The organism is Actinomadura sp. 3N508 (genome assembly GCF_044326375.1).
GTDB lineage: Bacteria > Actinomycetota > Actinomycetes > Streptosporangiales > Streptosporangiaceae > Spirillospora.
This window is the reverse complement of sequence record NZ_JBIRAX010000008.1, coordinates 264,981-290,243: the sequence shown is the minus strand read 5'-3', so window position 1 is coordinate 290,243 and position 25,263 is coordinate 264,981. Positions and strand designations below refer to the sequence as shown.

General features: G+C 72.1%; 24 protein-coding genes. 9 read left to right on the top strand and 15 right to left on the bottom strand.

Annotation, left to right across the window (positions count from 1 at the left end; translation table 11 throughout):
• Positions 1-6: 6 nt before the first annotated feature.
• The 5 genes from ACH34S_RS27835 to ACH34S_RS27815 all read right to left on the bottom strand — a co-directional run bounded on the left by ACH34S_RS27835 (position 7) and on the right by ACH34S_RS27815 (position 7,700).
• Positions 7-759: a RodZ domain-containing protein gene (locus ACH34S_RS27835; RefSeq protein WP_395955752.1), complete on the bottom strand. Its 753-nt coding sequence runs from the start codon at positions 757-759 to the stop codon at positions 7-9.
• Between the two features lie 206 nt (positions 760-965).
• Positions 966-3,605, bottom strand: coding sequence for a DNA translocase FtsK (locus tag ACH34S_RS27830; protein WP_395955751.1), 2,640 nt, complete (start codon positions 3,603-3,605; stop codon positions 966-968).
• Between the two features lie 94 nt (positions 3,606-3,699).
• Positions 3,700-5,385, bottom strand: a complete 1,686-nt coding sequence (locus ACH34S_RS27825) for a ribonuclease J (protein ID WP_395955750.1) — start codon at positions 5,383-5,385, stop codon at positions 3,700-3,702.
• The gene (gene dapA, locus ACH34S_RS27820; RefSeq protein WP_395955749.1) at positions 5,382-6,320 is read right to left on the bottom strand and encodes a 4-hydroxy-tetrahydrodipicolinate synthase; all 939 of its coding nucleotides are present in this window, start codon (positions 6,318-6,320) and stop codon (positions 5,382-5,384) included. Before dapA ends, ACH34S_RS27825 begins: the two co-directional genes overlap by 4 nt.
• Before the next feature lie 351 nt (positions 6,321-6,671).
• A complete protein-coding gene (locus tag ACH34S_RS27815) occupies positions 6,672-7,700 on the bottom strand; it encodes a hypothetical protein (RefSeq protein ID WP_395955748.1) in 1,029 nt (342 codons plus the stop codon).
• 266 nt (positions 7,701-7,966) lie between these two features.
• On the opposite strand from ACH34S_RS27815, the gene ACH34S_RS27810 reads away from it, so the two are divergent.
• Positions 7,967-8,143, top strand: a complete 177-nt coding sequence (locus ACH34S_RS27810) for a hypothetical protein (protein ID WP_395955747.1) — start codon at positions 7,967-7,969, stop codon at positions 8,141-8,143.
• Positions 8,144-8,225: 82 nt separating this feature from the next.
• Here the strand turns inward: ACH34S_RS27810 and ACH34S_RS27805 are convergent, their stop codons facing one another.
• Complete coding sequence (locus ACH34S_RS27805) at positions 8,226-9,191, bottom strand: DMT family transporter (RefSeq protein ID WP_395955746.1); 966 nt, start codon at positions 9,189-9,191, stop codon at positions 8,226-8,228.
• A 28-nt stretch (positions 9,192-9,219) separates the two neighbouring features.
• Between ACH34S_RS27805 and ACH34S_RS27800 the strand changes: the two genes are divergently transcribed.
• Positions 9,220-10,617 carry a PLP-dependent aminotransferase family protein gene (locus ACH34S_RS27800; RefSeq protein ID WP_395955745.1) on the top strand — a complete coding sequence of 466 codons (1,398 nt, stop codon included), beginning with the start codon at positions 9,220-9,222 and terminating at the stop codon, positions 10,615-10,617.
• Here ACH34S_RS27800 and ACH34S_RS27795 read toward each other — a convergent pair.
• Positions 10,600-10,974, bottom strand: coding sequence for a VOC family protein (locus ACH34S_RS27795; protein WP_395955744.1), 375 nt, complete (start codon positions 10,972-10,974; stop codon positions 10,600-10,602). The genes ACH34S_RS27800 and ACH34S_RS27795 overlap by 18 nt on opposite strands.
• The gene (locus ACH34S_RS27790; protein WP_395955743.1) at positions 10,971-11,258 is read right to left on the bottom strand and encodes a hypothetical protein; all 288 of its coding nucleotides are present in this window, start codon (positions 11,256-11,258) and stop codon (positions 10,971-10,973) included. The genes ACH34S_RS27795 and ACH34S_RS27790 overlap by 4 nt, the downstream gene beginning before the upstream one ends.
• Before the next feature lie 126 nt (positions 11,259-11,384).
• Between ACH34S_RS27790 and ACH34S_RS27785 the strand changes: the two genes are divergently transcribed.
• From ACH34S_RS27785 to ACH34S_RS27770, 4 genes are read left to right on the top strand one after another with little or no spacing between them, the layout of a single operon-like run.
• The gene (locus ACH34S_RS27785) at positions 11,385-11,942 is read left to right on the top strand and encodes a CGNR zinc finger domain-containing protein (RefSeq protein ID WP_395955742.1); all 558 of its coding nucleotides are present in this window, start codon (positions 11,385-11,387) and stop codon (positions 11,940-11,942) included.
• A 58-nt stretch (positions 11,943-12,000) separates the two neighbouring features.
• Positions 12,001-12,549, top strand: coding sequence for a GNAT family N-acetyltransferase (locus tag ACH34S_RS27780; protein ID WP_395955741.1), 549 nt, complete (start codon positions 12,001-12,003; stop codon positions 12,547-12,549).
• A 56-nt stretch (positions 12,550-12,605) separates the two neighbouring features.
• Complete coding sequence (locus tag ACH34S_RS27775; RefSeq protein ID WP_395955740.1) at positions 12,606-14,258, top strand: MFS transporter; 1,653 nt, start codon at positions 12,606-12,608, stop codon at positions 14,256-14,258.
• 34 nt (positions 14,259-14,292) lie between these two features.
• Positions 14,293-15,159 (top strand): 1,4-dihydroxy-2-naphthoate polyprenyltransferase, encoded by an 867-nt coding sequence (locus ACH34S_RS27770; RefSeq protein ID WP_395955739.1) that lies wholly within the window; start codon positions 14,293-14,295, stop codon positions 15,157-15,159.
• Here the strand turns inward: ACH34S_RS27770 and ACH34S_RS27765 are convergent.
• Positions 15,123-16,142, bottom strand: coding sequence for a hypothetical protein (locus tag ACH34S_RS27765; RefSeq protein ID WP_395955738.1), 1,020 nt, complete (start codon positions 16,140-16,142; stop codon positions 15,123-15,125). The genes ACH34S_RS27770 and ACH34S_RS27765 overlap by 37 nt on opposite strands.
• A 90-nt stretch (positions 16,143-16,232) precedes the next feature.
• Entirely contained in the window at positions 16,233-16,928 is a 696-nt protein-coding gene (locus ACH34S_RS27760) for a uracil-DNA glycosylase (protein WP_395955737.1), read from the bottom strand.
• A gap of 112 nt (positions 16,929-17,040) precedes the next feature.
• Between ACH34S_RS27760 and modA the strand changes: the two genes are divergently transcribed.
• From modA to ACH34S_RS27745, 3 genes are all read left to right on the top strand, one after another.
• The gene (gene modA / locus ACH34S_RS27755) at positions 17,041-17,811 is read left to right on the top strand and encodes a molybdate ABC transporter substrate-binding protein (protein ID WP_395955736.1); all 771 of its coding nucleotides are present in this window, start codon (positions 17,041-17,043) and stop codon (positions 17,809-17,811) included.
• A 121-nt stretch (positions 17,812-17,932) separates the two neighbouring features.
• Complete coding sequence (locus tag ACH34S_RS27750; protein WP_395955735.1) at positions 17,933-18,601, top strand: Uma2 family endonuclease; 669 nt, start codon at positions 17,933-17,935, stop codon at positions 18,599-18,601.
• Between the two features lie 74 nt (positions 18,602-18,675).
• Positions 18,676-19,548: a sigma-70 family RNA polymerase sigma factor gene (locus tag ACH34S_RS27745; RefSeq protein WP_395955734.1), complete on the top strand. Its 873-nt coding sequence runs from the start codon at positions 18,676-18,678 to the stop codon at positions 19,546-19,548.
• On the opposite strand, the gene ACH34S_RS27740 is transcribed toward ACH34S_RS27745, so the two are convergent.
• From ACH34S_RS27740 to ACH34S_RS27720, 5 genes are all read right to left on the bottom strand, one after another.
• Positions 19,532-19,993 carry a GNAT family N-acetyltransferase gene (locus ACH34S_RS27740; RefSeq protein ID WP_395955733.1) on the bottom strand — a complete coding sequence of 154 codons (462 nt, stop codon included), beginning with the start codon at positions 19,991-19,993 and terminating at the stop codon, positions 19,532-19,534. The genes ACH34S_RS27745 and ACH34S_RS27740 overlap by 17 nt on opposite strands.
• Positions 19,990-20,727: a 4-hydroxy-tetrahydrodipicolinate reductase gene (gene dapB, locus ACH34S_RS27735; protein ID WP_395955732.1), complete on the bottom strand. Its 738-nt coding sequence runs from the start codon at positions 20,725-20,727 to the stop codon at positions 19,990-19,992. Before dapB ends, ACH34S_RS27740 begins: the two co-directional genes overlap by 4 nt.
• 35 nt (positions 20,728-20,762) lie before the next feature.
• Positions 20,763-21,428 (bottom strand): FMN-dependent NADH-azoreductase, encoded by a 666-nt coding sequence (locus ACH34S_RS27730; RefSeq protein WP_395955731.1) that lies wholly within the window; start codon positions 21,426-21,428, stop codon positions 20,763-20,765.
• 70 nt (positions 21,429-21,498) lie between these two features.
• Positions 21,499-22,818, bottom strand: a complete 1,320-nt coding sequence (locus ACH34S_RS27725; protein ID WP_395955730.1) for a M16 family metallopeptidase — start codon at positions 22,816-22,818, stop codon at positions 21,499-21,501.
• Between the two features lie 81 nt (positions 22,819-22,899).
• Positions 22,900-25,236, bottom strand: a complete 2,337-nt coding sequence (locus tag ACH34S_RS27720; protein ID WP_395955882.1) for a polyribonucleotide nucleotidyltransferase — start codon at positions 25,234-25,236, stop codon at positions 22,900-22,902.
• Positions 25,237-25,263 lie beyond the last annotated feature (27 nt).

Below are 25,263 nucleotides of genomic sequence, written 5' to 3'. Positions count from 1 at the left end.
CCTGGCTCAGGCGGGATCAGGGTCGTTGCGGTCGAAGCTCAGCCGCTGCACGCCCTTGCCCTTGCCGGGCGAGCCGATGTCCTTGCCGTTGACGGTCAGGTTCACGCTGCCGCCCACGCCGATCACGAGCCGGACCTTCTTCTTGTCGGTGAAGTCCTTCTCGTCGCCCTCGCGGATCATGCCGCTGAACAGCGTCCTGCCGTCGTCGCCGCGGACGTTCAGCCAGGTCGTGCGCTCGGCCACCACCCGGACCTCGACCTTGGTGCGCGGTGCCACCGCGACCGGGTCGCGCTTCTCCGGCGGCGTGGGCGCCGGGGAGGAGGTGGCCGGCGCGGGCGTCCCGGCGACCTGCTGCGCGGTGCGCCGCTCGCCGCCGCCGCCCTGCCCGATCACCTGGAACACCCCGTAGATGATCACGAGGGCGAGCGCGAGCGCCATCGCGGCGCTCCAGTTCGGCGACCGGCGCTCGCGGAACGCGACGGGCTGCTCGGGCTCGAACGCCGACACGGCCGAGACCGGCTGCGGCGCGCCGCCGTGCGTCGCGTCGAACTCGGCGACGAGCGGTTCCGGATCGATGCCGATGACCCGCCCGATGCTCCGGATGTGCCCGCGGGCGTAGAAGTTGCCGCCGCACGCGGAGAAGTCGTCGGCCTCCATGCCGCGGATCACGGTCTCGCGTATCCGCGTCTGGAGACTCACCTGTGTCACCGAGAGACCGGCCCGCTGTCGTTCCTCCGCCAAGGTCTCACCGATGCTCACGCCGGGCCTCCTTCGCGGGCGCTCGTCGCCGATCTGCTGCACACCAGTCTAGGAACCGCCATGCCCGCTGAGCGACAGCCAACACGTTCGAAACAGGGCAAGATTTCGCATCATTCCGCAACGCCCCGGCGGGCGATGCCCTCCCGCCGTTTCGGTGCCGTTTCCATGCCGCCCAGGTGACGTTCCCCGGTCACCTGAAAATGTCCTCACCCGCCGCCGCGCAGTTCCGCGAGCACCCCGGGAAGGTCATCCGGTTTCGTCAGGACGTCGCGGGCCTTGGAGCCCTCGCTCGGGCCGACGATGTCGCGGCTCTCCATCAGGTCCATGAGGCGTCCGGCCTTGGCGAACCCGACGCGGAGCTTGCGTTGCAGCATCGACGTCGAGCCGAACTGCGTCGACACGACCAGCTCGATGGCCTGGACGAGCAGGTCCATGTCGTCGCCGATATCCTCGTCGATCTCCTTCTTCGGCCCGGCGGCCGCACCGACGTCGTCGCGGTAGTTCGCCTCCATCTGCTTCTTGCAGTGGTCGACGATCCCGTGGATCTCCTTCTCCGCGACGTAGGCGTTCTGGATGCGCATCGGCTTGCTCGCGCCCATCGGCAGGAACAGCGCGTCGCCCTGCCCGACCAGCTTCTCCGCGCCCGGCTGGTCGAGGATGACGCGGCTGTCGGCCAGCGAGGAGGTCGCGAACGCCAGCCGGGACGGGACGTTGGCCTTGATGAGGCCGGTGACGACGTCCACCGACGGGCGCTGCGTCGCGAGCACCAGGTGGATTCCGGCGGCGCGGGCGAGCTGGGTGATGCGGACGACGGAGTCTTCTACGTCGCGCGGCGCGACCATCATCAGGTCGGCGAGCTCGTCCACGATGACGAGCATGTACGGGTAGGGCGTGTAGACGCGCTCGCTGCCGGGCGGCGGCTTCAGCTTCCCGGCCTTGACCGCCTTGTTGAAGTCGTCGATGTGCCGGTACCCGGACGCGGCGAGGTCGTCGTAGCGGCGGTCCATCTCGCCGACCACCCAGTCGAGGGCCTCGGCGGCCTTCTTCGGGTTGGTGATGATCGGCGTGATCAGGTGCGGGATGCCCTGGTACATCGTCAGCTCGACCCGCTTGGGGTCGACGAGGATCATCCGCACCTCGTCGGGGGTGGCGCGCATCAGCACGGAGGTGATGAGCCCGTTGATGCACGTCGACTTGCCCGCGCCGGTCGCGCCCGCGATGAGGATGTGCGGCATCTTCGCCAGGTTCGCCACGACGGTGCGTCCCTCGACGTCCTTGCCGAGCCCGACGATCATCGGGTGGTGCTCGTTGGTCGCGGCGGGCGAGCGGAGCACGTCGCCGAGGCTGACGATGTCCTTGTCGGTGTTCGGGATCTCCACGCCGATCGCCGACTTGCCGGGGATCGGCGAGATGATGCGCACGTCGGCGCTCTTCACCGCGTAGGCGATGTTCTTCGTCAGCGCGATGACCTTCTCGACCTTCACCGCCGGGCCGAGCTCGATCTCGTACCGGGTGATCGTCGGGCCGCGGGTGAACCCGGTGACCTGCGCGTCGATGTCGAACTGCTCCAGCACGCCGGTGAGCGCGTTCACGACCGTGTCGTTGGCCTTGGTGCGCGGCTTGGTGACGCTGCCGGGGCGCAGCGACGACGGGTCGGGCAGCACGTAGATCTCGCCGGACGACGACAGCGGCAGCTGCTCGGAGCTGCGCGGCGCGGGCGTCGGGTCGGGCACGTCCGCGGCGGGCGGGCCCTGCGGGACATCGCCGCCCGCGACGAGCTCGTCCGCCGGGACGCCGTCGTCGTCGTGCGGCGGCGCGGGCGGCGGGACGTCGGACTGGAACGGGTCGGGCTCGAACAGGTCGTCGGCGAGGTCGCGCTGCGGGCGGCCGGCCTTCTTCGGGGTGTCTTCGAGCAGGGGCGTGTCGTAGGGCCGGGAGTGCTCGCCGACCTCCAGCTCGCCGCCCTCGTCCTTGTCGGACTTCTTCTTGCGGCGGCGCTTCTTGGGCGCCTCGCCGTCGCCCTCGCCCTCGTTCTCGTCCTTGGCGGGGCGCTGCGGGCGGCCCTGCAGCGTCGCGACCGCCCACAGGTCGGAGACGCGCTCGGGGACGCGGTTGATGGGCGTCGCGGTGACGACCAGCAGCCCGAACCCGGACAGGAGCAGCAGCAGCGGGACGGCCACCCAGCCGCTCAGCGCCGCGTCCAGCGGCGCCGACACGACCCAGCCGATGACGCCGCCGGACTCGCGGACGCCGTCCATGTCCTTCGCGGGCGACGGGACGCCCGCCGCGATGTGCAGGATGCCGAGCACGCCGACGCTGAGCGCGGTCATGCCGATGACGATGCGTCCGGTGTCCTCGTGGTGCTCGGGGTGGCGCAGCGTCCGCCACGCCAGCAGGGCCAGCAGGATCGGCAGCGCCATCGCCAGGATCCCGAGACCGCCGCGCACGACCTTCTCCAGCGCGATGGTGACGACGCCGTCAGGCCGGAACCAGGTGACCGAGGCCAGCACGATCGACGAGCCGAGCAGCGCGAGCCCGAGCCCGTCGCGCCGGTGCTCGGGGTCGAGGTTGCGGGCGCCGTGCCCGTAGGCGCGGAAGATCGACCCGACCGCGACCGCGGCGAGCAGGTACAGCTTGAACAGCAGCTTGAAGAACCCGAGCACCGCCTGGGAGATCGGGTCCGGCTTCTGGGGGGGACGCCCGCGGCCCGAGCCGCGGCCCGAACCCCGATTCCCCTTCGAGCTGCCGCTCGAGCGCTTCCGGGGGGACGACCCGGCGGACTTACGAGCCGTGCTGCCCCCCGCACGCGAAGAGGTTTTCGTTCCCCCAGACGCACGTGTGGCCATGGTTATGAGAGTAACCGGGGACCCAAGAGGTTCCCGGGATGGCGGGCGGGCGTGTTGACGCGCGCCCGCCGTCCCGGTACCGGGCCTCCCCCGGCTAGACCTCCACGACCACCGGGACGATCATCGGGCGGCGGCGGTAGTTGTCGCTGACCCATTTCCCGACGGTGCGGCGGATGAGCTGATTGATCTGGTGCAGGTCGTTGACGCCGTTGCCGGCCGCCTCCCGCAGCACGCCCTCGATCCGCTCGATGACCTCGTCGAAGTCCTCGTTGACGATGCCGGCGCCGCGGGCGTGCACCTCGGGCCCGGCGACGAGCTTGCCGGACGTGGTGTCGATCCCGACGACGATGGACACGAAGCCCTCCTCGCCGAGGATGCGCCGGTCCTTCAGCGAGGTCTCGGTGACCTCGCCGACCGACAGGCCGTCCACGTACACGTAGCCGGCGGGGACGGCGCCGACGATGCGGGCGCGCCCGTCCACGAGGTCGACGACGACGCCGTCCTCGGCGATGACGATGCCGTCCTCCGGCACGCCGGTCAGCGCGGCGAGCTTGGCGTGCGCGCGCAGGTGCCGCCATTCGCCGTGGATCGGCATGAAGTTGGCGGGCTTGGTGACGTTCAGCACGTACAGCAGCTCGCCCGCGGAGGCGTGCCCGGACACGTGCACCAGCGCGTTCCCCTTGTGGATGACGCGCGCCCCCCACCGGGTCAGCCCGTTGATGACGCGGTTGACCGCGTTCTCGTTGCCCGGGATCAGCGAGGACGCGAGCATCACCGTGTCGCGCTCGGTGATCCGGATCGAGTGGTCGCGGTTCGCCATCCGCGACAGCGCCGACATCGGCTCGCCCTGCGACCCGGTGCACACCAGGACGAGGCGGTCGCCGGGGATGTCGTCCAGGTCTTTCTGGTCGACCATGATGTCGTCGGGGACGGTGAGGTAGCCGAGCTCGCGCGCGACGCCCATGTTGCGGACCATCGACCGCCCGACGAAGCAGACCTTGCGGCCATTGGCGACGGCCGCGTCCAGGACCTGCTGGACGCGGTGGACGTGCGAGGCGAAGCAGGCGACGATGAGCCGCCCCTGCGCGGTGTGGAACACCTCGTCCACGACCGGGCCGATGTTGCGCTCGCTGGTGACGAACCCGGGCATCTCGGCGTTGGTCGAGTCGGACATCAGCAGGTCGATGCCCTCGGCGCCGAGCCGCGCGAAACCGGGCAGGTCGGTGAGCCGGCCGTCCAGCGGAAGCTGGTCCATCTTGAAGTCGCCGGTGTGCAGGACGAGCCCGGCGGGCGTCCGGACGGCGATGGCGAGCGCGTCCGGGATCGAGTGGTTGACGGCGAGGAACTCGACGTCGAACGGGCCGAGCACCCGACGCTCGCCCTCCGCGACCACGTCGGTCACGGGTTTGATGCGGTGCTCGGTGAGCTTGGCCTCGATCAGCGCCAGCGTCAGCTTCGAGCCGACCAGCGGGACGTCGCGGCGCTCGCGCAGCAGGTACGGCACGGCGCCGATGTGGTCCTCGTGGCCGTGGGTGAGGATGACGGCCTCGATGTCGTCCAGGCGGTCCCTGATGTATTCGAAGTCGGGCAGGATCAGGTCGATGCCGGGCTGTTCGGTCTCGGGGAACAGGACGCCGCAGTCGACGACGAGCAGGCGGCCGTCCTGCTCGAACACCGTCATGTTGCGGCCAATCTCCCCCAGCCCGCCGAGCGCGACGATGCGCAGCCCGCCCTTGGGCGGCGCGGGCGGATCCGACAGCTCCGGGTGAGGATGACTCACCGGGCGACCTCCGGCGTGACTGCCTCAGGCACTTTGACTCCCCCTATCGTGAGGTCTTCACGCAGGCGCGCCGCGAACTCCGGCGTGGCCTCCACGAGCGGCGCGCGAAGCGGGCCGCCGCCGGGCAGGCCGAGCAGGTTCAGCGCTGCCTTGACGGCGATGGCGCCCTGCGTACGGGTCATGATGGCGGCGACCACGGGCAGCAGCCGCCGGTGGATCTGCAGCGCCCGCGCGTGCTCGCCGGCACGGTAGGCCTCGATCATCTCATGCAGCTCGGCGCCGACGACGTGGCCCACCACGCTGACGAACCCGGCCGCGCCGACCGACAGCCACGGCAGGTTCAGGTTGTCGTCGCCGGAGTACCAGACGAGGTCGGTCTCCGCCATGACCCGGGACGCGCCGAACAGGTCGCCCTTGGCGTCCTTGACGGCGACGATCCGCGGGTGGTCGGCGAGCTGGATCAGCGTGTCGTTCTCGATCGGCACCCCGGCGCGTCCCGGGATGTCGTAGAGCATGGCGGGCAGGCCCGTCGCGTCGGCCACGGCCGTGAAATGGCGGACGAGGCCCTCCTGCGGGGGCTTGTTGTAGTAGGGCGTCACCACGAGCAGGCCGTGCGCGCCGGCGGCCTCCGCCTGCCGCGCGAGCTGCAGGGTGTGCTCGGTGTGGTTGGTCCCGGCACCGGCGACGATCACGGCGCGGTCGCCGACCGCGTCGATCACCGCGCGCAGAAGCTGCTGTTTCTCGTCGTCGCTCGTCGTCGGCGACTCGCCGGTCGTCCCGTTGACGACCAGGCCGTCGTGGCGCCGCTCGTCGACCAGGTGGGTCGCGAGGCGCGCGGCGCCGTCGTAGTCGACGCCCCCGTCCGGCAGGAACGGGGTGACCATCGCGGTCAGCATCCGCCCGAACGGAGCGTCGGATGTTGTGCTGGGTGCCATGCATCGAACGGTACCGTTCCGGCCGCGCCAGGTGGACCCGCAGGTCCAAGCTGAGATCCACGGCATGCGGAGGCGTTACCGGACGCGGCGTGGAGCACGGCGGGGACCGCGGCCTGGAACGTGGCATGGAGGAAGCCGCCGCCACACGCTCGGGGGTACGCGTGGCGGCGGCTCCACCTCCACATCGTGGCACGCAAATGCGGCGTTACGGGGTCAGTCCGGCGACTTCCCGGACTCGGTTGCGTAACGTGACCCCGCGGTCATCTCCGGCGGCCCGACGTGCGGGTATCCCGGTACCGCGCTAATTGGGACCGTTCCGTTATCACCCGGGGCGTTCGGCGGCACGGGGGCTCAGCCGCCAGCGCTCTTTGCCGTCCGGGGCAGCCACGCGGAGCGGTAGTAGGCCCATTCGTCCGGATCGGTCGTCCAGTCCGCGTAGACGCCGACACCGAACGGGCGCTTGGGCGGACGCTTCAGGTCGTCGATCCCGCGCCTGACGCCCCGCAGCGCGACCTCCAGATCCTCCGCCCAGTCCATGAGGGGACGGTAGGTGGGGACGCCCATGAACACCGTGGCGCGGTCGCCGATGAGCTCCAGCGTGGTGCGGGTGTGCCGGGCGAAGTGCCATCCGGCGAGGGACCTGGTCGGCAGCGACACGTCGTAGGTCATGATCGCGACCTGGTCGGCGAGGCCGGCGACGTCGCGCAGGAAGTCCTCGGTCGGGCGGGGCGGGTGGTGGAACCTGCCGGTGCGCGGGACCAGGGCCTTGTAGACGGGCTGGGCCTCGTCCATGAGCGTCTGCTGCTCCAGCGCCACCGACAGGAGCCTGCCACGGGAGCGGGTCAGCTCGCTGGTCGCCCTCATGAGCGTCATGAACGCGGCGTCGCCGGGGTAGATCGGCTCGAAGTCGTAGTGGATGCCGTCGAACCCGAGGTCGAGGAAGATCTCGTCGGTCCTGAGCACCTGCGCGCGGACGGCGGGATCGTCCAGCTCGATGACGCCGTGGCCGTCCACGATGCGGACCTGGCCGAGGTAGGCCTGCGCGCGCACGCCCGGCGCGTACTTGCGGACAGCCTCGATCAGCTGCTTGGCGTGGCGGTACTTGTGGGCGGGGACGGTGCCGTCCGCCTCGAAGGGGCCGGTGTGGAAGAACACGTCGGTGATGCGGTTCTGCCGCAGCAGGTCGCCGAGGGTGCGGTACTCGGCGTCGGTGTGCGGCTCGCCGACCCACTGGTGCCGCGCCCAGAGCGCGTTCGCCTCGGTGCCGCGCGCCTCCGGTTCCTGCTGCCACCACACCCATGCCCCGCCGAACACGAGCGCCACCAGGCCGAACACGTAGGCCGCGGCCCAGCCCGCCCGGCGCAGCAGCCTGCCCAGCACACCACGACCTACCCCGCTCTTCCGCACCTCGCAATAATCCCGGATCTTTCTAGCGGATCGGACACGCCATCCCTCGGTTCGCCCTCGTCCCGCCCAGCCGCCGCCCATGAAACGACCAGGATTGGGACGTGTTCGCGCGCCGCGCGCGGCGGCCGTTGACATCGCGGGAATCCTCTGATGACCAGGCGGCTCGGCGACGTGGCCCACGGTTCTCGTCCGAAGCCGCCGGGTTCTCACCCGTTCAACGGGATGGAGGTCGAGCCGACATGCGAGTACGACCGGATCGGGCCGAACCGAGACCTCTGATCAGCACCCGCGCCCTGGTGATCATTCTGGTGGCGGTCGGCGCGGGCGCCCTGACCGCCGCCGCTCCGCAGTTCGCGATCCCCATCGGGGTGGGCGTGGGGGTCGTCACCCTGCTCGCCCAGATCGTGAAGGACTGACGCGAGACTCGGGGATGAAGTCTTCGGGGTCGGCAGGGTGACCTCGACCCCGGAGACGCAGGTCTCCGGACGGTGCCCGGAGTCATCGGCGCGTGGCGCTCCCTTGTTCCAGCGTGTGTGGTGGGCGCGCGTCCGTCGCCGCCGTCGTCCGGACGGCGTCCGGTGACCGGTCGACGCGGGTGCGCTGGGTGAGGGCCACGCAGACCAGCACGGCGACGGCGGCCAGCGCGGTCGTGGCGTCGATCCGCTCGCCGAGGAGGAGCCCCGACCAGAGCAGGGTCATGACCGGCTGGGCGAGCTGGACCTGGCTAGCGCGCGCGATCCCGGCCCGCGCCAGGCCCTCGTACCAGGCGAAGAAGCCGATGTAGGCGGAGAAGGCGGCCACGTAGGCGAAGCCGAGGGTGGCGCGTCCCGTCCAGTCGGGGCCGGTCGTGGCGAGCAGCCAGATCGTCACCGGGACGGTGATCGGCGCGGCCAGCACGAGTGCCCAGGAGATGACGCGCCAGCCCGCCATGTCGCGGGCGAGGCGCGCGCCTTCGGTGTAGCCCGCCGCGCAGGTGACCAGCGCGCCGAACAGCAGCAGGTCGGCGGCCGTGAAATGGCCCGCGCCGCGGATCAGCGCGAACCCGGTGACGCAGACCGTCCCGGCCGCGCCCGCCAGCCAGAACGCGCCGGAGGGCCGCTCCCCCGCGCGCAGCACGCCGAACACGGCGGTGACGGCGGGCAGCAGCCCGACCACGACGGCCGAGTGCGCGGACGAGGCGCCGTGGTCGAGCGCGAGCGTGGAGAGCACGGGGAACCCGAAGATGACGCCGCCGACGACGACCGCGAACCCGGCCAGCTGGTCGCGGCGCGGGAGGGGCGCCCGCACCAGTAGCAGTACGGCGGCGGCGAGGACGCTCGCGGCGGCGGCGCGGCCGACGCCGATGAGGTACGGGTCGAGCCCGTCCAGCCCCAGGACCGTGCTGGGGAGGGTGAGGGAGTAGATCAGGACGCCGATGGCGGCGAGCCAGAGACCCCGCCCCGAGCCGGTGTCCGCTATCGGCATGGCGGCAGTAGCGCTATCCTGAGCCTTCATGAAACACGATAGCAGTGTTGCGGCGCTGGCCGATTCGCTGCGGGCCGACGTCCACCGGATGAGCCCCGGGGAGCGGCTCCCGTCCAGCCGGAGCCTGGTCGAGCGGCACCGGGTCAGCCCGGTGACGGTGTCGCGGGCGCTGGCCGTGCTGGCGGCCGAGGGCCTCGTCGTGACGCGGCCGGGCAGCGGCGCGTTCGCCGCCGGTCGCCGCCCGGCCGCGGCCGCCGCGGAACCGGCCGATCTCGGCTGGCAGGCGGTGGCGCTCGGCGACCGGTCGGTCGACGCGGCTGGGATCACGTGGCTGCTCACGCCGCCGCCGGAGGGCGTGATCGCGCTCAGCGGCGGCTACCTGCACCCGACGCTCCAGCCGGCGCGGCCTCTCGCGGCGGCGATGGCGCGGGCGGCCCGGCGCCCGGACGCCTGGGAGATGCCCCGGCTCGGCGGCATGCCCGAGCTGCGCGCCTGGTTCGCCCGGACGGTCGGCGGCGCCGTCTCCCCCGCCGACGTGGTGATCACCAGCGGCGGGCAGCAGTCGCTGACGACGGTCCTGCGGGCGCTGCTCCCGCCGGACGCCCCGCTGCTGGTCGAGTCGCCGACGTATCTGGGCGTCCTCGCGGTCGCGCGGGCGAGCGGGCTGCATCCGGTGCCCGTCCCGGTGGACGCGGACGGCGTCCGTCCCGACCTGCTCGCCGAGGCGTTCGCGATGACCGGGGCGCGCGCCCTCTACAGCCAGCCGACCTTCCACAACCCGACCGGCACCGTGCTGAGCGGCGAGCGGCGCGGGCAGGTGCTGGAGGTGGCGCGGGCCGCGGGCGCGTTCGTGATCGAGGACGACTTCGCCCGGCATCTCGGCATCGCCTCGCCCCCGCCGCCGCTGATCGCGCAGGACGCCGACGGGCGGGTCGTGCACATCGCGTCCCTGACCAAGGCCACCGCGCCGAGCCTGCGGGTCGCGGCGGTCATCGCGCGCGGCCCGGTCGCCGAGCGGATCCGCGCGACGCAGCTCGTGGAGGAGTTCTTCCCGGCCAGGCCGCTGCAGGAGGCGCTGCTCGAACTGGTCAGCTCGCCGGGCTGGCCGCGGCATCTGAGCGCCGTCCGCGCGGCGCTGCGGTCGCGCCGCGACGCGCTGCTGACCGCGTTCGCCCGCGACCTGCCCGAGCTGCGCGTGAACCGTCCGGACGGCAGCCTGCACGTATGGGCACGGCTGCCCGGCGGCGTGGACGACACCGCGTTGGCAGAGGCCGCCCTGCGCGCCGGTGTGCTGGTCAGCGCAGGGCGGCCGTTCTTCCCCGCCGAAGCCCCCGCCCCGTACCTGCGAATCAGCTACGGGACGGCGGCCTCGGAGCCGGAACTGGCGGAGGGTGTCCGGCGCCTCAGCTCAGTCCTTCATTCCTGAAGCGGTACAGAAGCAGAATTCGTTACCCTCCGGGTCGCGCCAGACCTGGAAGGGCGTCCGCGGGTTCCCCATCGGCTCGCCCGCGGGCCTCCCGCCGAGCCGCCGCGCCCGCTCCCCCGCCGCGTGGATGTCGGGGACGTCCAGGTCGAGGTGGACCCGGTTCTTGATCGCCTTCGGCTCTGGGACGAGCTGGAACGCCAGCACCGGGCCGTCGCCCGCGAGCGGCTCCAGATCGAGCCAGTCGTCGTCGCGCGAGGTCGTCTTCATGCCGAGGAGCCCGCCCCAGAAGGCCGCCATGGCGTCGAGGTCGGTGCAGTCGAACACGACGGTGGTCACGGCCGGCTTGATGCCGCTCATCGGACTCCCCCGGCCGTCCGCAGCGCGTGCGCCGTCTGGAAGGAGCGCGCGGCGGCCCGCCTGCATCCGGCCACGGGCGAGGCCGGGTGGCGGCGGTGCCGCCGGGTGCCGAACCGGTCGGGCACCCCGTCGAGGAGCCAGCGGCGGATCCGTCCGGCGCGTCCGGCCGACCGGGCGTGGGCGATGAGGGTCGCCTCGACGATGTCGGCCTGCAGCCGGGCGTACTCACGCTGGGCCCATGCGTGCCGCGTGGCGGGCCGGGCGAGGTACGGCAGCGCGTTCATGATCGTCCTCCCGTGGATTGACACCACCTAAACACTAACGCTGGTGTCGCGGAGTTGCAACCGGTAAACTGAGTATGCCGGTGTCGGACGTTGGTAGACTGCGCGCGCGAACAGGCAGGAGGGGTGATGGCCGAGGCTCAGGACGACCCCGCGACGCTGCTCAGGGACTTCGTCAACACGCTGAACGTCGAGGCCGCCGAGGACGAGCTCGCGACGCCGGAACTGCTCGCCGCATGGCTGGCCGGGCGCGGGCTCGTCCCGGCGGGGGCGCGGGCGTCCGGAACCGACCTGACCACCGCCATCGCGCTCCGCGAGGGCCTGCGCGAGGCCCTGTCGGCACACCATGGGTCCGCGCACCACGGGCCGCGCGGCGCCGGCTTCCCCGAAGAGCTGGACGACGCCCTCGCCGCCCTGCCCCTGCGGGTCACGCTCACCGGGGCGCGGCCGGGCCTCGTCCCCCTGGATCCGCCCGGCACGGCCGCCGCCGGGCTGGCCCGCCTCGCCGCGGCGATCATGGACTCGGTCGCCGCCGGGTCCTGGCCCCGGCTGAAGGCCTGCCAGGAGGACACCTGCCGCTGGGCGTTCCTGGACACGTCCAAGAACCGGTCCCGCGCCTGGTGCTCGATGAGCGTCTGCGGGAACCGCACCAAGACCCGCGCCTACCGGGCCCGCCGCCGGACCTGACCGCGTGCCCGGGGCCTAGGGTGGGCGATGATCCCGGACGGAGAGGACGTGCCACCCCATGGCCGATGCCGGAGTGCGGCCCGCACGGCGGGCGGACGCCGCCGCCGTCGCCGACATCCAGGTGCGGGCCTGGCGGCAGGGCTACCGCGATCTGCTGCCCGCCGGCGTCCTCGCCGAGGTGACCGGGCCCGCCGCGCTTGAGGTGTGGCGCGAGAAGTGGACGGAGGCGGCCATCGCGCCGCCGAGCCCGCGGCACCGGCTGCTCGTCGCCGTGGCGTCCGACCTTGTCGTCGGGTTCGCCGCGCACGCCCCCGCCGAAGATCCGGACCTCGACCCGGCCGACACCGCCGAGCTGATCACGCTGCTGGTCGACCCGCTGCACGCCCGCGCCGGGCACGGCAGCCGGCTGCTCGCCGCGACCGTCGACCTGCTCCGCGAGGACGGCTTCGCCACCCTGATCGCCTGGACGTTCGAGGACGACGAGGTCACCCGCACGTTCCTCGGCTCGGCCGGCTGGGCCCCCGACGGGACGGCCCGGACGCTCGACATGGGCGACCCCGTCCGCCAGATCCGCCTGCACACCGACATCACCGACAACACGGGCTGACCGGTTGACCAGGGGGCGGTGCGGAGCGCGGGCGCCCCGCCCATATCTTTGAAGCCGTGCCCGAGTCCACCTCCCTGACGCCGCCGCGCGTGCCCGCGCCCGCGGAGCCCGCCGCCGGACGGCGCCGCTGGCTCGGCATGGTCGTCATCAGCCTGGGCGTCTCGCTGATCGTGGTGGACGCGACGATCGTGGGCGTCCTGCTCCCGCGGATGGTCACCGACCTGGGCCTCACGACCACCGGCGCCGAATGGTTCACCTCGATCTACGCGCTGGTGTTCGCCGCGCTGCTGATCCCGTTCGGGCGCGCGGGCGACCTGTTCGGGCGGCGGCGGATGTTCGTGCTCGGCGTGACGGTGTTCACGGCGGCGAGCGTGGGCGCCGCGCTCGCGGGCGGCGGCGCGGCGCTGATCGGCGCACGCGCGCTCCAGGGCGTCGGCGCCTCGATGGTCCTGCCGGCGACGCTGTCGACGGTGAACGCCGTCTTCACCGGGCGAGACCGGGCCGTCGCGTTCGGGATCTGGGGCTCGATGATCAGCGGCATGGCGGCGCTCGGGCCGCTCGCCGGCGGCGCGCTCGCCACCGGCGGCGGCTGGCGCTGGGCCTTCGGGATCAACCTGCCGCTCGGCGTCGCGCTGATCGCGGGCGCGCTGTGGCTGCTGCCCGAGACCCGGCAGCCGCGTCCCCTACAAGCGCGTCGCGATGTCGACTGGCCGGGCGGGCTGCTGTCCACGCTCGGCCTCGGCGCGCTGGTGTTCGGGATCATCGAGGGCCAGACGTACGGCTGGTGGGTTCCGACGCGCCCGTTCTCGCCGGCCGGGTTCGACTGGCCGGAGCCGGGGCTCTCGCCCGTGCCGATCGTCCTGGCCCTGGGGGCGGTGCTGCTCGCGGCGCTGGTGGTCGTCGAACGGTCCAGGGCGGCGGCCGGACGCTCCGTCCTGCTCGACCTCGGCCTGTTCCGCATCCCGAACTTCCGCCGCGGGAACCTCGCGTCCGCCCTGATCAACGTCGGCGAGCTGGGGCTGCTGTTCGTCCTGCCGCTGTTCCTGCTCGGCGTGCACGGCACGAACCCGCTGGAGATCAGCGTCGCGATCCTGCCGCTGGCCGTAGGCGCGTTCCTGTCCGGCGGGTACGCGGGCAACCTCGCCAACCGGCGCGGAGCGCACCGGGTCGTGCAGATCGGCATGGCGCTGGAGGTCGGCGCGGTCCTCGCGCTGGGCGTCACGGTGTCCGCGTCCACCGGCGGGCTCGGGCTCGCGCCGTGGATGCTGCTGTACGGGCTGGGCCTCGGCCTGACGTCGGCGCAGCTGACGAACGTGTCGCTGGCGGACGTCCCGCAGGCGCAGGCGGGCCAGGCGTCCGGCACCCAGTCCACGGCCCGCCAGGTCGGCGCCGCGCTCGGCATCGCCGCCATCGGGACGGTGTTCGCCACGAGCCTCGGCCACGCCATGACCGACCGGCTCGCCGGCTCCGCGCTGCCCCCGCAGGAGCGCGCCGCCGTCGCCCACGACCTGCGCGAGAGCGCCGGAACCTACGGACGCGAGCTGCACGGCACGCCCGCACGGGCCGTCGAGGCCCGCGCCGCCGACGAGAGCCTCGCCGTCGCGACCAGAAATGCCGCCCTCACCACCGCCGCGATCCTGGCCCTGGGGCTCGCCGTGTCGATGCGGCTGCGCCCCGCCGGTGATCATCGGGAAGAATCGAAGGGATAGTCCCCCTGTCGCCCCACGAGAACGAGCGGTAACTGTGGCCACGCTCTCCCAATGGGTCGCCGGATCCCGGCCCCGCACCCTGCCCGCGTCCCTCGTCCCGGTCGTCGTCGGCACCGGCGTCGCCGCCGGTGCGGGCGGCGCGGTCTGGTGGCGCGCCGTGCTCGCCGCGATCGTCGCGCTCGTCCTGCAGATCGGCGTGAACTACTCCAACGACTACAGCGACGGCGTCCGCGGCACCGACGAGGACCGCGTCGGCCCGCTCCGCCTCGTCGGATCGAAGGTCGCGCCGCCGAAGCAGGTCCTCGCCGCCGCGCTCGGCTGCTTCCTCGCCGCCGCCGTCGCCGGGCTCGTCCTCGCCGCCGTGACGACCTGGTGGCTGCTGCTCGTCGGCGCGTTCGCGATCCTCGCGGCCTGGTTCTACACGGGCGGCAAGACCCCGTACGGGTACCGCGCGCTGGGCGAGGTGTCGGTGTTCGTGTTCTTCGGCCTCGTCGCCGTCGTCGGGACGGTGTACGTCCAGGTCGAGGGCCTGCCGTGGGAGGCGTGGGCGGCGGCGGTGCCGATCGGGATGCTGGCCTGCGGGCTGCTCGTCGCGAACAACCTGCGCGACATCCCCACCGACCGCGAGGCCGGGAAGCGGACCCTCGCCGTCGTGCTCGGCGACCGCTGGACGCGCATGCTGTACGCGGCGTGCACCGCGCTGCCGTTCATGATCGTCCTGGTGCTGGCGGCGCCGCATCCGTGGGCGCTGCTCGCGCTGCTCGCCGCGCCGCTGTCGCTCCCGCCGACGCAGAAGGTGCTGGGCGGTGCGACCGGCCCCGCCCTGATCCCCGTGCTGGGCGAGACCGGCCGGCTCCAGATCGTCTACGGCGTCCTGCTGGCGGTGGGCCTCGCGCTCTGAGCGTCGTCCGCGTCCCGCTCGGCGAGCAGGACGGCACCGGTGACGCCCATGAGAAGCCCGGCGAGCAGCCCGCAGAGCGTCGTCAGGTTGAGCGCGCTGGAGGAGCCCGAGTCGAGGAACTCCGGCTGGCTGAGCAGCGTGATCAGCCGGTAGAACGACCACGCGAACGTGGCGCCCGCGCCGATCCACGCGCACGCCAGCGGCACCGCGAACCGCTCCGGGCGGCCCGCCCGCCGGACGATCGCGAGCAGCGCCACGGCCCCCGCCAGCGCCAGCAGGCCCATCACGCCGTCGGCGAGCTGCTGGACCGCGCCCCGGTTCTCGAGCTCTCCGGCGCGGATCCCGGCCGTCCCGCCGAACGCCCAGTAGAGCTGCACGGCCGCGAAGGCGACGGCGAACACCACCGCGGTCCTTGCCAAAAGCACCTGCAGCGCATGCGTCGCGCCCTTGGCGACCTCCTTGGTACGGGCGGCGAAAACGTCCGGCCACCTTCCCCGCGCGTACAGCACGAAGGCCGTGAGCAGCCCGATCCCCTGCAACGTGAAGCCCGTGTACACGACGCCGAACACCCATCCCTGCATCGCGCTGTCTGACGCAGTGAGCGGCTCGGACGAGAACAACGTCTGCACCAGAGCACCGAGCGGGACGGCCAGCGCGATCGGCGCGAGGAGCCCGGCCCCGATCCACATCGGCGTCAGCACCAGCCACGCCGGGATGCGCAGGCCCCAGCGGAACGTGAACGCCAGGACGATCAGCACGGCGATCGCGTCCATCCCCATGGTGATCGCGTTGCCCACGTAGAGCGCGGAGTCCTTGGCCGCCTCCGTGTCGTTCCACCCGACCGTGCTGCCGGACAACCATGCGATCTTGAGGCTGAGGTAGGGGACGCACGCCGCGACGGTCGCCGCGCACACCCCCAGCCGCAGCCGCCCGAGCCGGGCGCCCGTGACAGGCGCCCGCCCAGCGAGAACTGAAACCGTCATGCCCCGACGATGGCGCGGACCGGCCCCGCGCCACTTCCCGCCACCGGGTGAAACCGCCCCCCTGCTTCCCCCGCAGGAGTGAGGGGTGCCTCAGCCGTCCTGCGCGGCGGCCGCCCCCCAGTTGATCTCGGGACGGCCCGCATCGACAAGGGCCTTGTTCACGGCGCTGAACGGCCGCGTCCCGAAGAACTTCTTGGCGCTCAGCGGGCTCGGGTGCGCCGACTCGATCACGGTGTGCTGCGCGCCGGTGATGAGCCGGGCCTTCTTGCGGGCGTAGGCGCCCCAGAGCACGAACACCACACGCTCGGTCTTGTCGTTCAGCGCGCGGATCGCGGCGTCGGTGAAGTCTTCCCAGCCCTTGCCCGCGTGCGAGCCCGCCTCGCCGCCGCGCACGGTCAGCACCGCGTTCAGCAGCAGCACCCCCTGGTCGGCCCAGCGGGTGAGGTCACCGGACGTCGCGACCGGCACCTCCAGGTCGGTCGCCAGCTCCTTGTAGATGTTGCGCAGCGACGGCGGCAGCCGGACGCCGTCGCGCACGCTGAAACTGAGCCCGTGCGCCTGGCCGGGCCCGTGGTAGGGGTCCTGGCCGAGGATCAGGACGCGGGCACTGTCGAACGGGCAGTGCCGGAACGCGCTGAACAGGTCGTCCTGCGGCGGGTAGACGGTCTGGGCGGCGTACTCCCCCGCGACGAACGCTCCCAGTGCGGCGGTGGCGATCGGGTCGAGCAGCGGGTCGAGCCGCTCCCGCCAGTCGCCGGGCAGCATTTCCATCAGGTCGAGCGACATCGTCGGGCCTCCGAGGACGTGATCTCCGGTCGCGGCAAACATTAGTGCGCGGCACTGACACGCCAGGCCGAATCCCGGGAGCGCATCCCCCGCAACCGTAGGATGAAGCCATATGCCCGATTCCCCCCGTCGGCGGCGGTTCCGCGCGTCCGCCCTGCTCATCGCGCTCGCCGTCCCCGGCCTGGGCACGGGCTGCGGCGGCTCGTCCGGCCCGGCGACGCTCACCGTCCTGGCCGCCTCGTCCCTGACGGAGGTGTCCGACGAGCTCGGCAGGGCGTACGCCCAGGAGAACCCAAGCGTCAAGCTCCGTTTCGAGTACGGCGCCGCACCCGACATGGCCGACCGGCTGTCCGACCACGATCCGGCCGACGTCCTGCTGGCGGCGGACACCGTCAGCATCAACGAGGTCAAGGAGCAGTTGGCGGGACCGCCCCGGATCGTCGCGCAGACCTCGCTGACCATCGCCGTCGGCCCCGGCAACCCGCGGCGCATCCTCCGCCTCAGCGATCTGACCCGGCGCGGCCTGCGGATCGTGGTCGGCGCCGGGACGGTCCCGGTGGGCCGCTACACCCGGCAGGCGTTCACGAAGGCGGGCCTGACCGTCCGGTGGAGCTCGGAGGAGATCAGCGCGCGGGCCGTCCTGGACCGGGTGCGCTCCGGCGAGGCGGACGCGGGCATCGTCTACGTCACCGACCTGCGCTCGGCGGGCGTCGCGGCGAGCAGCGTCCCCATCCCGGCGGACGCGAACGTCACCGCGACCTTCCCCGCGGCGACCGTCCAGGACAGCGACCACAAGGACGCCGCGACCGCCTTCATCTCCTGGCTGACCACCCCACCCGCACAAGCCCTGTTCAACAAGCACGGCTTCGCCACCCCCCACTGACCAGCGCACACGCACTTCCGCGATCGGCGGCCCCGGAACGCGATCACCGAATCCGGGTACGCTGGCTACTCACGGTCCTTTAAGGTGACGGGAGCCGAACGTGATGGAGGAATCACCCAAAGTGAACACTCTTGCCGTTGTTCACCACCACCGCGAGCTCCCCGACACCCCCTACAACCTCTGGATGCAGGACGAACTCGCCGACGTACTCGATCTTCCCCACGACGGCACCCGAGTCGAGATCATCGGTGGGGAGATCATCGTGTCACCAGGGCCGGACATGGCTCACAACTTCATCGTTCAGGACATCGCCGACGCCATCGCGGCGGCGCGCAGCCAGAACCCCGGGTTCCGGTGGCGCTGCGTCTCGGCCCAGGACCTGGATCTGAGCGATATCCACGACGGGTACATACCGGACCTGTGCGTTCTCGACAAGGGGATCGCCGACCAGGCGCGACGTGCACAGCTCAAGAAGGCCCGTCCAGAGCATCTCCAGCTCGCGCTCGAGGTGACCTCTCCCAGCACCGTGCACGAGGACCGGCTCCCTGGCAAGCGGAGGGTCAAGCCGACCAAATGGAGCGGCTACGCCCGGGTGGGCATCCCGTACTACCTGCTGGTCGACCGTGACCCAAAGGCAGCCCGGACCACGCTCTTCTCCGACCCCGACACGTCCAAGGGCGTGTACTCGGCCTCGGTGAGCTGGGAATTCGGGGAGGCCGTCAAGCTGCCTGAGCCGTTCGGGCTGGAGATCCCCACGGACATCTGGGAGCCATGGCAGCAGGGCGGCTGAGCCGTCCGGGCAGTGTCACATCTCGTTCGCGTGCTTCGTCAGTGTTATGACGTGGGCCGGCGAGAGGGGTGTCGATGGACGGGCGCGAGTTCCTCGCGGACGAGTTCGAGAAGCACCGTGTGCATCTCAGGGCGGTCGCCTACCGGATGCTCGGTTCGCTCGCGGAGGCGGACGACGCCGTCCAGGAATCGTGGTTCCGGCTCAGCCGCTCCGACGCCGGCGCCATCGAGAACCTGGGCGGCTGGCTGACCACCGTCGTCGGGCGCGTGTGCCTCGACATGCTGCGCTCCCGCACCGCGCGTCGCGAGGACCCGCTTGAGGAGCGCCTCCCGGACCCGGTCATCGGCCCCGCGTCCGGGCTCGACCCAGAGCATGAGGCGCTGATGGCCGACTCGGTCGGGCTGGCGCTGCTGGTGGTGCTCCAGTCGCTCACGCCCGCCGAGCGGCTCGCGTTCGTCCTGCACGACACCTTCGGGATCCCGTTCGATGACATCGCCCCGATCGTCGGGCGCTCCCCCGCCGCCGCGCGCCAGCTCGCCAGCCGGGCCCGCCGCCGGGTTCGGGGCGCCGCGCCCACCCCCGAACGCGACCCGGCCCGCCAGCGCGAGGTCGTCCAGGCGTTCCAGGCCGCGGCGCAGGGCGGCGACTTCGAGGCCCTCGTCGCCGTCCTGGACCCCGACGTCGTCCTGCGCGCCGACATCGGCGCCGCCGAACTGACCGTGGTGCACGGCGCGGAGGCGGTCGCCGGTCAGGCGCTCCTGTTCCGCGGAGTCGGCGGCAAGGCCCGCCCGGCGCTGGTCAACGGCGCCGCCGGGGTGGTCGGCGTCGCGGCCGGACGCGCGCGGTCCGTCCTGTCCTTCACGGTCGTGAACGGCAGGATCGCCGCCATCGACATCCTCGCCGACCCCGCCCGCCTGGCCTCCCTCGACCTCACCGCCCTGGACTGACCGGCTGTGGGAGGGAGCGGTGGAAGAGGACCCGGGGGGCTGGGCCGTCGTGGGACGGGGCGTGCGTGGTGGTGAAGCCCATGGCCTTGTGGAAGGCGATCGAGCCGGTGTTCTGCGGGGACGTGAGCGCTCGGACGGCCGTGCGGCCATCGGCGGCGGCCAGGGCGAAGAAGGTTTCGTAGAGGCGGCGGGCCAGGCCCGCACCGCGATGGGCCGGGTTCACGCCCACGAAGTGGATGTAGGCGGTGTCGGGCTGGGACGGTGACAAGAAGCCGACGAGGAAGCCCGCCAGGTCGTCCCCGGATTCGGCGACGAGGCTGGTGCGGTGGAAGTGGTCGAGGAAGAGGCGGGGCAGGATGCCGTGAATCTCCCGGCCCCACCAGTCGTCCACGACGGCGATGATGCGGTCGTAGTCGGACGGTGCGGCCGGGCGGACGCCGATCACAGGCCGAGGAGGGACTCGATGCCTAGGGTGAGGCGGTCGAGGCCGGGGATGCGGCGGACGGCGAGGAGCACGCCCGGCATGAACGACGCGCGGTCCATCGAGTCGTGCCGGATGGTGAACAGCTCGCCGTGGCCGCCGAGGACGACCTGCTGGTGGGCGACGGCGCCCGACAGGCGGACGGCGTGCACGCGGACGCCGTCCACGTCGGCGCCGCGGGCCCCGTCCACCTCGGACGTGGTGGCGTCCGGGGAGGCGGACACGCCGGCCTCGGCGCGGGCCGCGGCGACCAGCTCGGCGGTGCGGTAGGCGGTGCCGGACGGGGCGTCCGCCTTGTTCGGGTGGTGCGTCTCGACGATCTCGACGGACTCGAAGAACGGGGCCGCCTTCTGCGCGAAGTGCATCATCAGCACCGCGCCGATGCCGAAGTTCGGCGCGATGATGACGTTGCCGGACGATTCGTCGGTCAGCCAGGAGCGGACGGTGTCGAGCCGGGACGGGTCGAACCCGGTGGTGCCGACGACCGCGTGCAGGCCGTGCTCGACGCACCACTGGAGGTTGTCCATGACGACGGCGGGGTGGGTGAAGTCGACGACGACCTCGGCGGCGGTCAGCGCGTCGCGCGGGTCGTCCTGGTCGACGGCGGCGACCAGTTCCATGTCGTCGGCCCCTTGCACGGCGCGGCACACCTCGGCCCCCATGCGCCCCTTCGCGCCCAGCACCCCGACCTTGATCACGTGTTCCTCCCGGTAGACGTGGGCCGAGCCTATCGTCAGAAGCGCTTGCCGAGTTCGCGTGCCTCGGCGTGCGCGGCGCGGCGGCCGGTCTCGGCGTCGGCGGTGGCGAGGTTGGGGCGGAACGTGACGGTGCTGATGTCGGTGATCCCGGCCCAGCGCAGCCAGCCGTCCAGGAACGGCATCTGGTGGTCGGCGCCGAACGCGGGCGGACGGCCCTCGCCGTACACGGCACTGGTGTAAAGGACGGCCGCCTTCTTGCCCTGGAGGAGGCCCGTGTAGCCCTCGGCGGGGTCGAAGCTGAAGACCCACCCAGGCTGCGAGACGACGTCGATGAACTGCTTGAGGATGTACGGGACGCTCGTGTTCCACATCGGCACGCTGAACAGGTAGCGGTCATAGGAGTCGAAGCGCTCGAAGACGCGGCGCGCGGCCTGCCAGGCGTCGGCCTGCTCGCCGGTCGGCTCGTCGCCCGCGAACACGGCCATCTTGGCGGCGGCCGCGGCGGGGCCGAACTCGGGGAGCGTGCCGTCCCACAGGTCGTGGTGGTCGACCAGGTCATGGTTGCCAACAGGGTCGCCGTGGGTCTCGCGGTAGGCGTCCAGGAACGCATCGGCAAGCGCCAGAGACTCGGACGCGACACTGCGGGGGGACGCGGAAATGTGCAGCAGGCGGGACATGAGGGGGTCCTCTCCGGAAGGCATGCGGACTAGAGTCCGATTACTCCTGTGGATAGTAGCGGACTCTAGTCCGGTTAGCAACCGGGGGTGGACGTCAGGCGGCGAACTCGCGGTCTCCTACCGGGCCGATGACCGTCAGGGCCTGGGGGCCGGTGAGGATCTCGGTGGCGATGGCGCGGACGTCGTCCAGGGTGACGGCCTCGATGCGGGCCAGGACCTCGTCCACGGGCAGCAGCGACTCGTACACGAGCTCGCTCTTGCCGATGCGGCTCATGCGGGAGCCGGTGTCCTCCAGGCCGAGGACCATCGCGCCGCGCAGCTGGCCCTTGCCGCGCTCCAGCTCCTCGGCGGTGAGGCCGGCGCCGGCGGCCTTGTGCAGCTCGTCGCGGCAGATGGACAGGACCTCCTCCGCCTTGGCGGGCTGGCAGCCCGCGTAGACGCCGAAGATGCCGGAGTCGGCGTACTGGGCGGTGTAGCTGTACACCGAGTACGCCAGGCCGCGCTTCTCCCGGATCTCCTGGAACAGGCGGGACGACATGCCGCCGCCGAGCGCCGCGTTCAGGACGCCGAGCGCGAAGCGCCGGTCGTCGGTGCGCGACACCCCGGCACCGCCGAGGATGATGTGGGCCTGCTCGGTGTCCTTGTCGATCACTGCGGTGCGCGGGTCGATCGGCGCGGGGGCCCCGTCCAGGCGGGGCGCGGCGGGGGCGGCGTCGCCGGTCAGGTGCTCGGCGAACGCGCGGGAGACCAGCTTGACGACCTCGTCGTGGTCGATGTTGCCCGCCACCGACACCACCAGCTGGGACGGGACGTAGTGCTGCCGGTAGTAGCCGTGGATGCGGTCGCGGGACAGCGCGTTGATCGAGTCCTCGGTGCCGAGGATGGGGCGTCCGAGAGGGGTGTCGCCGTAGAGGGCGGTGGCGAACTCGTCGTGGATCAGGTCGCCGGGGTCGTCGTCGCGCATGTGGATCTCTTCGAGGATCACGCCGCGTTCGGCCTCGACGTCCTCGGGGCGGTTCACCGACTCCGCGACCATGTCGGACACGACGTCCACGGCGAGGGGGAGGTCGGAGTCCAGGACCCGCGCGTAGTAGCAGGTGTACTCCTTGGCGGTGAACGCGTTGAGGTCGCCGCCGACCGCGTCGATCGTCGCGGAGATCTCCAGCGCGGACCGCCGCCTCGTGCCCTTGAACAGCACGTGCTCCAGGTAGTGGCTGGCGCCGGCGTCGGCGGGTGCCTCGTCGCGGGACCCGACCGCCGACCAGATGCCGAACGCGGCGGACCGCACGGTCGGCATCGTCTCGGTGATGATCCGCAGCCCGCCGGGCAGGACGGTGCGGCGCACCGCGCCGGCCCCGTCGGTGTGGATCGTGATGGTGGTGCCGGGCTCCTGCGCCCTCGCCGGCAGGGTCACGTGTCGCTCACATTCCGTCATTGAAAACATCCGGCCGGGCGGCCCCGCGGGGGGGCGGGCGGCCGGTCATGGGCCTTGAGATCAGGAGTTGCGCTGGCCGGAGTCGTCGCCGCGGCGGGTCCGGCGGCGGCGCGGGCGGCGCTCGCCGTCGTCGTCGCGGCGCTCCCGGCGCTCGCCGTCGCCCTCGTCACCGTTGGACGCGGACGCGGGGGCGCCGCCGTCACCGGAGTCGGCGCGGTCGGCGGCCTCGCGCTCGATCACCTCGACCGGCACCAGCGACAGCTTGCCGCGCTGGTCGATCTCGGTGACCTCCACCTGGATCTTCTCGCCGACGCCCATCACGTCCTCGACGTTCTCGATCCGGGCGCCGCCGTGCAGCTTGCGGATCTGCGAGACGTGCAGCAGGCCGTCCTTGCCGGGCAGCAGCGACACGAACGCGCCGAACGTCGTGGTCTTGACGACGGTGCCGAGGTAGCGCTCGCCGATCTCCGGCATGTGCGGGTTCGCGATCGAGTTGATCGCCTGCCGCGCGGCCTCGGCGGACGGGCCGTCGGTGGCGCCGACGTAGATCGTGCCGTCGTCCTCGATCGTGATGTCGGCGCCGGTGTCGTCCTGGATCGAGTTGATCATCTTGCCCTTGGGGCCGATGACCTCGCCGATCTTGTCGACCGGGACCTTGATCGTGATGATCCGCGGCGCGTACGGGCTCATCTCGGCGGGTGCCTCGATGGCCTCCTGCATCACGTCCAGGATCGCCAGGCGGGCGCCCTTGGCCTGCTTCAGCGCGGCGGCCAGCACGGAGGCGGGGATGCCGTCTAGCTTGGTGTCGAGCTGCAGCGCGGTGATCAGGTCGCGGGTGCCGGCGACCTTGAAGTCCATGTCGCCGAAGGCGTCCTCGGCGCCGAGGATGTCGGTCAGCGTGACGTACTCGTCGCCCTCGTTGATCAGGCCCATCGCGATGCCCGCCACCATCTGCTTCAGCGGGACGCCCGCGTCCAGCAGCGACATGGTGGACGCGCACACCGAGCCCATCGAGGTGGACCCGTTCGACCCGAGCGCCTCCGACACCTGCCGGATCGCGTACGGGAACTCCTCGCGGGTCGGCAGCACCGGGAGGAGGGCGCGCTCGGCGAGGGCGCCGTGCCCGATCTCGCGGCGCTTCGGCGAACCGACGCGGCCCGTCTCGCCGGTGGAGTACGGCGGGAAGTTGTAGTTGTGCATGTAGCGCTTGGTGCGCTCGGGGTTGAGCGTGTCGATCATCTGCTCCATGCGGAGCATGTTCAGCGTCGTCACGCCGAGGATCTGCGTCTCGCCGCGCTCGAAGATCGCCGAGCCGTGCACCCGCGGGATGACGTGCGCCTCGGCGGTCAGCTGGCGGATGTCCTTCGGGCCGCGGCCGTCGATGCGCAGCCCGTCGCGGATGACCCGCTCGCGGACCAGCTTCTTGGTGACGGCGCGGTAGGCGGCGGAGACCTCCTTCTCGCGGCCCTCGAAGGTCTCGGCGAGCTTCTCCACCACGCCGGCCTTGAGCTCGTCGAGCCGGGACTCGCGCTCCTGCTTGCCGGCGATCGTGAGCGCCTGCGCCAGGTCTTCGGACACGGCGTCGGTGACGGCGGCGAGCACGTCGTCCTGGTAGTCCAGGAAGATCGGGTACTCGGCGGTCTCCTTGGCGGCGACGGCGGCGAGGTCGCTCTGCGCCTTGCACAGCGCCTTGATGAACGGCTTGGCCGCCTCAAGGCCCTCCGCGACGGTCTCCTCGGTCGGCGCGGCGGCGCCCTCGCCGACGAGCTTGATGGTGTCGCGGGTGGACTCGGCCTCCACCATCATGATCGCGACATCGCCGTCCGGCAGGACGCGGCCCGCGACGACCATGTCGAAGGTGGCCCGCTCCAGTTCGGGGTGGGTCGGGAAGCCGACCCACTGGCCCTCGATCAGCGCGACGCGGACGCCGCCGATCGGCCCGGAGAACGGCAGCCCGGCCAGCTGCGTGGACATCGACGCGGCGTTGATCGCGACGACGTCGTACAGGTGGTCGGGGTGCAGCGCCATGATCGTCTCGACGACCTGGATCTCGTTGCGCAGGCCCTTGGTGAACGACGGGCGCAGCGGCCGGTCGATCAGCCGGCAGGTGAGGATCGCGTCCTCGGACGGGCGGCCCTCGCGGCGGAAGAACGAGCCGGGGATGCGCCCCGCCGCGTACATCCGCTCCTCGACGTCGACGGTCAGCGGGAAGAAGTCGAGGTTGTCCTTCGGCTTCTTGGACGCGGTCGTCGCCGACAGCACCATCGTGTCGTCGTCGAGATAGGCGACGGCGGAGCCGGCCGCCTGGCGGGCCAGCCGGCCCGTCTCGAAGCGGATGGTGCGGGTGCCGAACGTGCCGTTGTCGATCACGGCCTCGGTGCTCTGCGCGCCATCGATGCGCACGGCTTCTGTCACGGGAAACCT

Excerpts from the sequence above, each read along its gene's own strand:
- ACH34S_RS27785 (WP_395955742.1), top strand. The coding sequence starts at position 11,385 with ATGGCCGAGGCTCAGGACGACCCCGCGACGCTGCTCAGGGACTTCGTC.
- ACH34S_RS27745 (WP_395955734.1), top strand. The coding sequence starts at position 18,676 with ATGGACGGGCGCGAGTTCCTCGCGGACGAGTTCGAGAAGCACCGTGTG.
- modA (WP_395955736.1), top strand. The coding sequence starts at position 17,041 with ATGCCCGATTCCCCCCGTCGGCGGCGGTTCCGCGCGTCCGCCCTGCTC.
- ACH34S_RS27800 (WP_395955745.1), top strand. The coding sequence starts at position 9,220 with ATGAAACACGATAGCAGTGTTGCGGCGCTGGCCGATTCGCTGCGGGCC.
- ACH34S_RS27765 (WP_395955738.1), bottom strand. The coding sequence starts at position 16,142 with ATGACGGTTTCAGTTCTCGCTGGGCGGGCGCCTGTCACGGGCGCCCGG.
- ACH34S_RS27805 (WP_395955746.1), bottom strand. The coding sequence starts at position 9,191 with ATGCCGATAGCGGACACCGGCTCGGGGCGGGGTCTCTGGCTCGCCGCC.
- ACH34S_RS27795 (WP_395955744.1), bottom strand. The coding sequence starts at position 10,974 with ATGAGCGGCATCAAGCCGGCCGTGACCACCGTCGTGTTCGACTGCACC.
- ACH34S_RS27730 (WP_395955731.1), bottom strand. The coding sequence starts at position 21,428 with ATGCCTTCCGGAGAGGACCCCCTCATGTCCCGCCTGCTGCACATTTCC.
- dapA (WP_395955749.1), bottom strand. The coding sequence starts at position 6,320 with ATGGCACCCAGCACAACATCCGACGCTCCGTTCGGGCGGATGCTGACC.
- ACH34S_RS27780 (WP_395955741.1), top strand. The coding sequence starts at position 12,001 with ATGGCCGATGCCGGAGTGCGGCCCGCACGGCGGGCGGACGCCGCCGCC.
- ACH34S_RS27760 (WP_395955737.1), bottom strand. The coding sequence starts at position 16,928 with ATGTCGCTCGACCTGATGGAAATGCTGCCCGGCGACTGGCGGGAGCGG.
- ACH34S_RS27810 (WP_395955747.1), top strand. The coding sequence starts at position 7,967 with ATGCGAGTACGACCGGATCGGGCCGAACCGAGACCTCTGATCAGCACC.
- ACH34S_RS27790 (WP_395955743.1), bottom strand. The coding sequence starts at position 11,258 with ATGAACGCGCTGCCGTACCTCGCCCGGCCCGCCACGCGGCACGCATGG.
- ACH34S_RS27830 (WP_395955751.1), bottom strand. The coding sequence starts at position 3,605 with ATGGCCACACGTGCGTCTGGGGGAACGAAAACCTCTTCGCGTGCGGGG.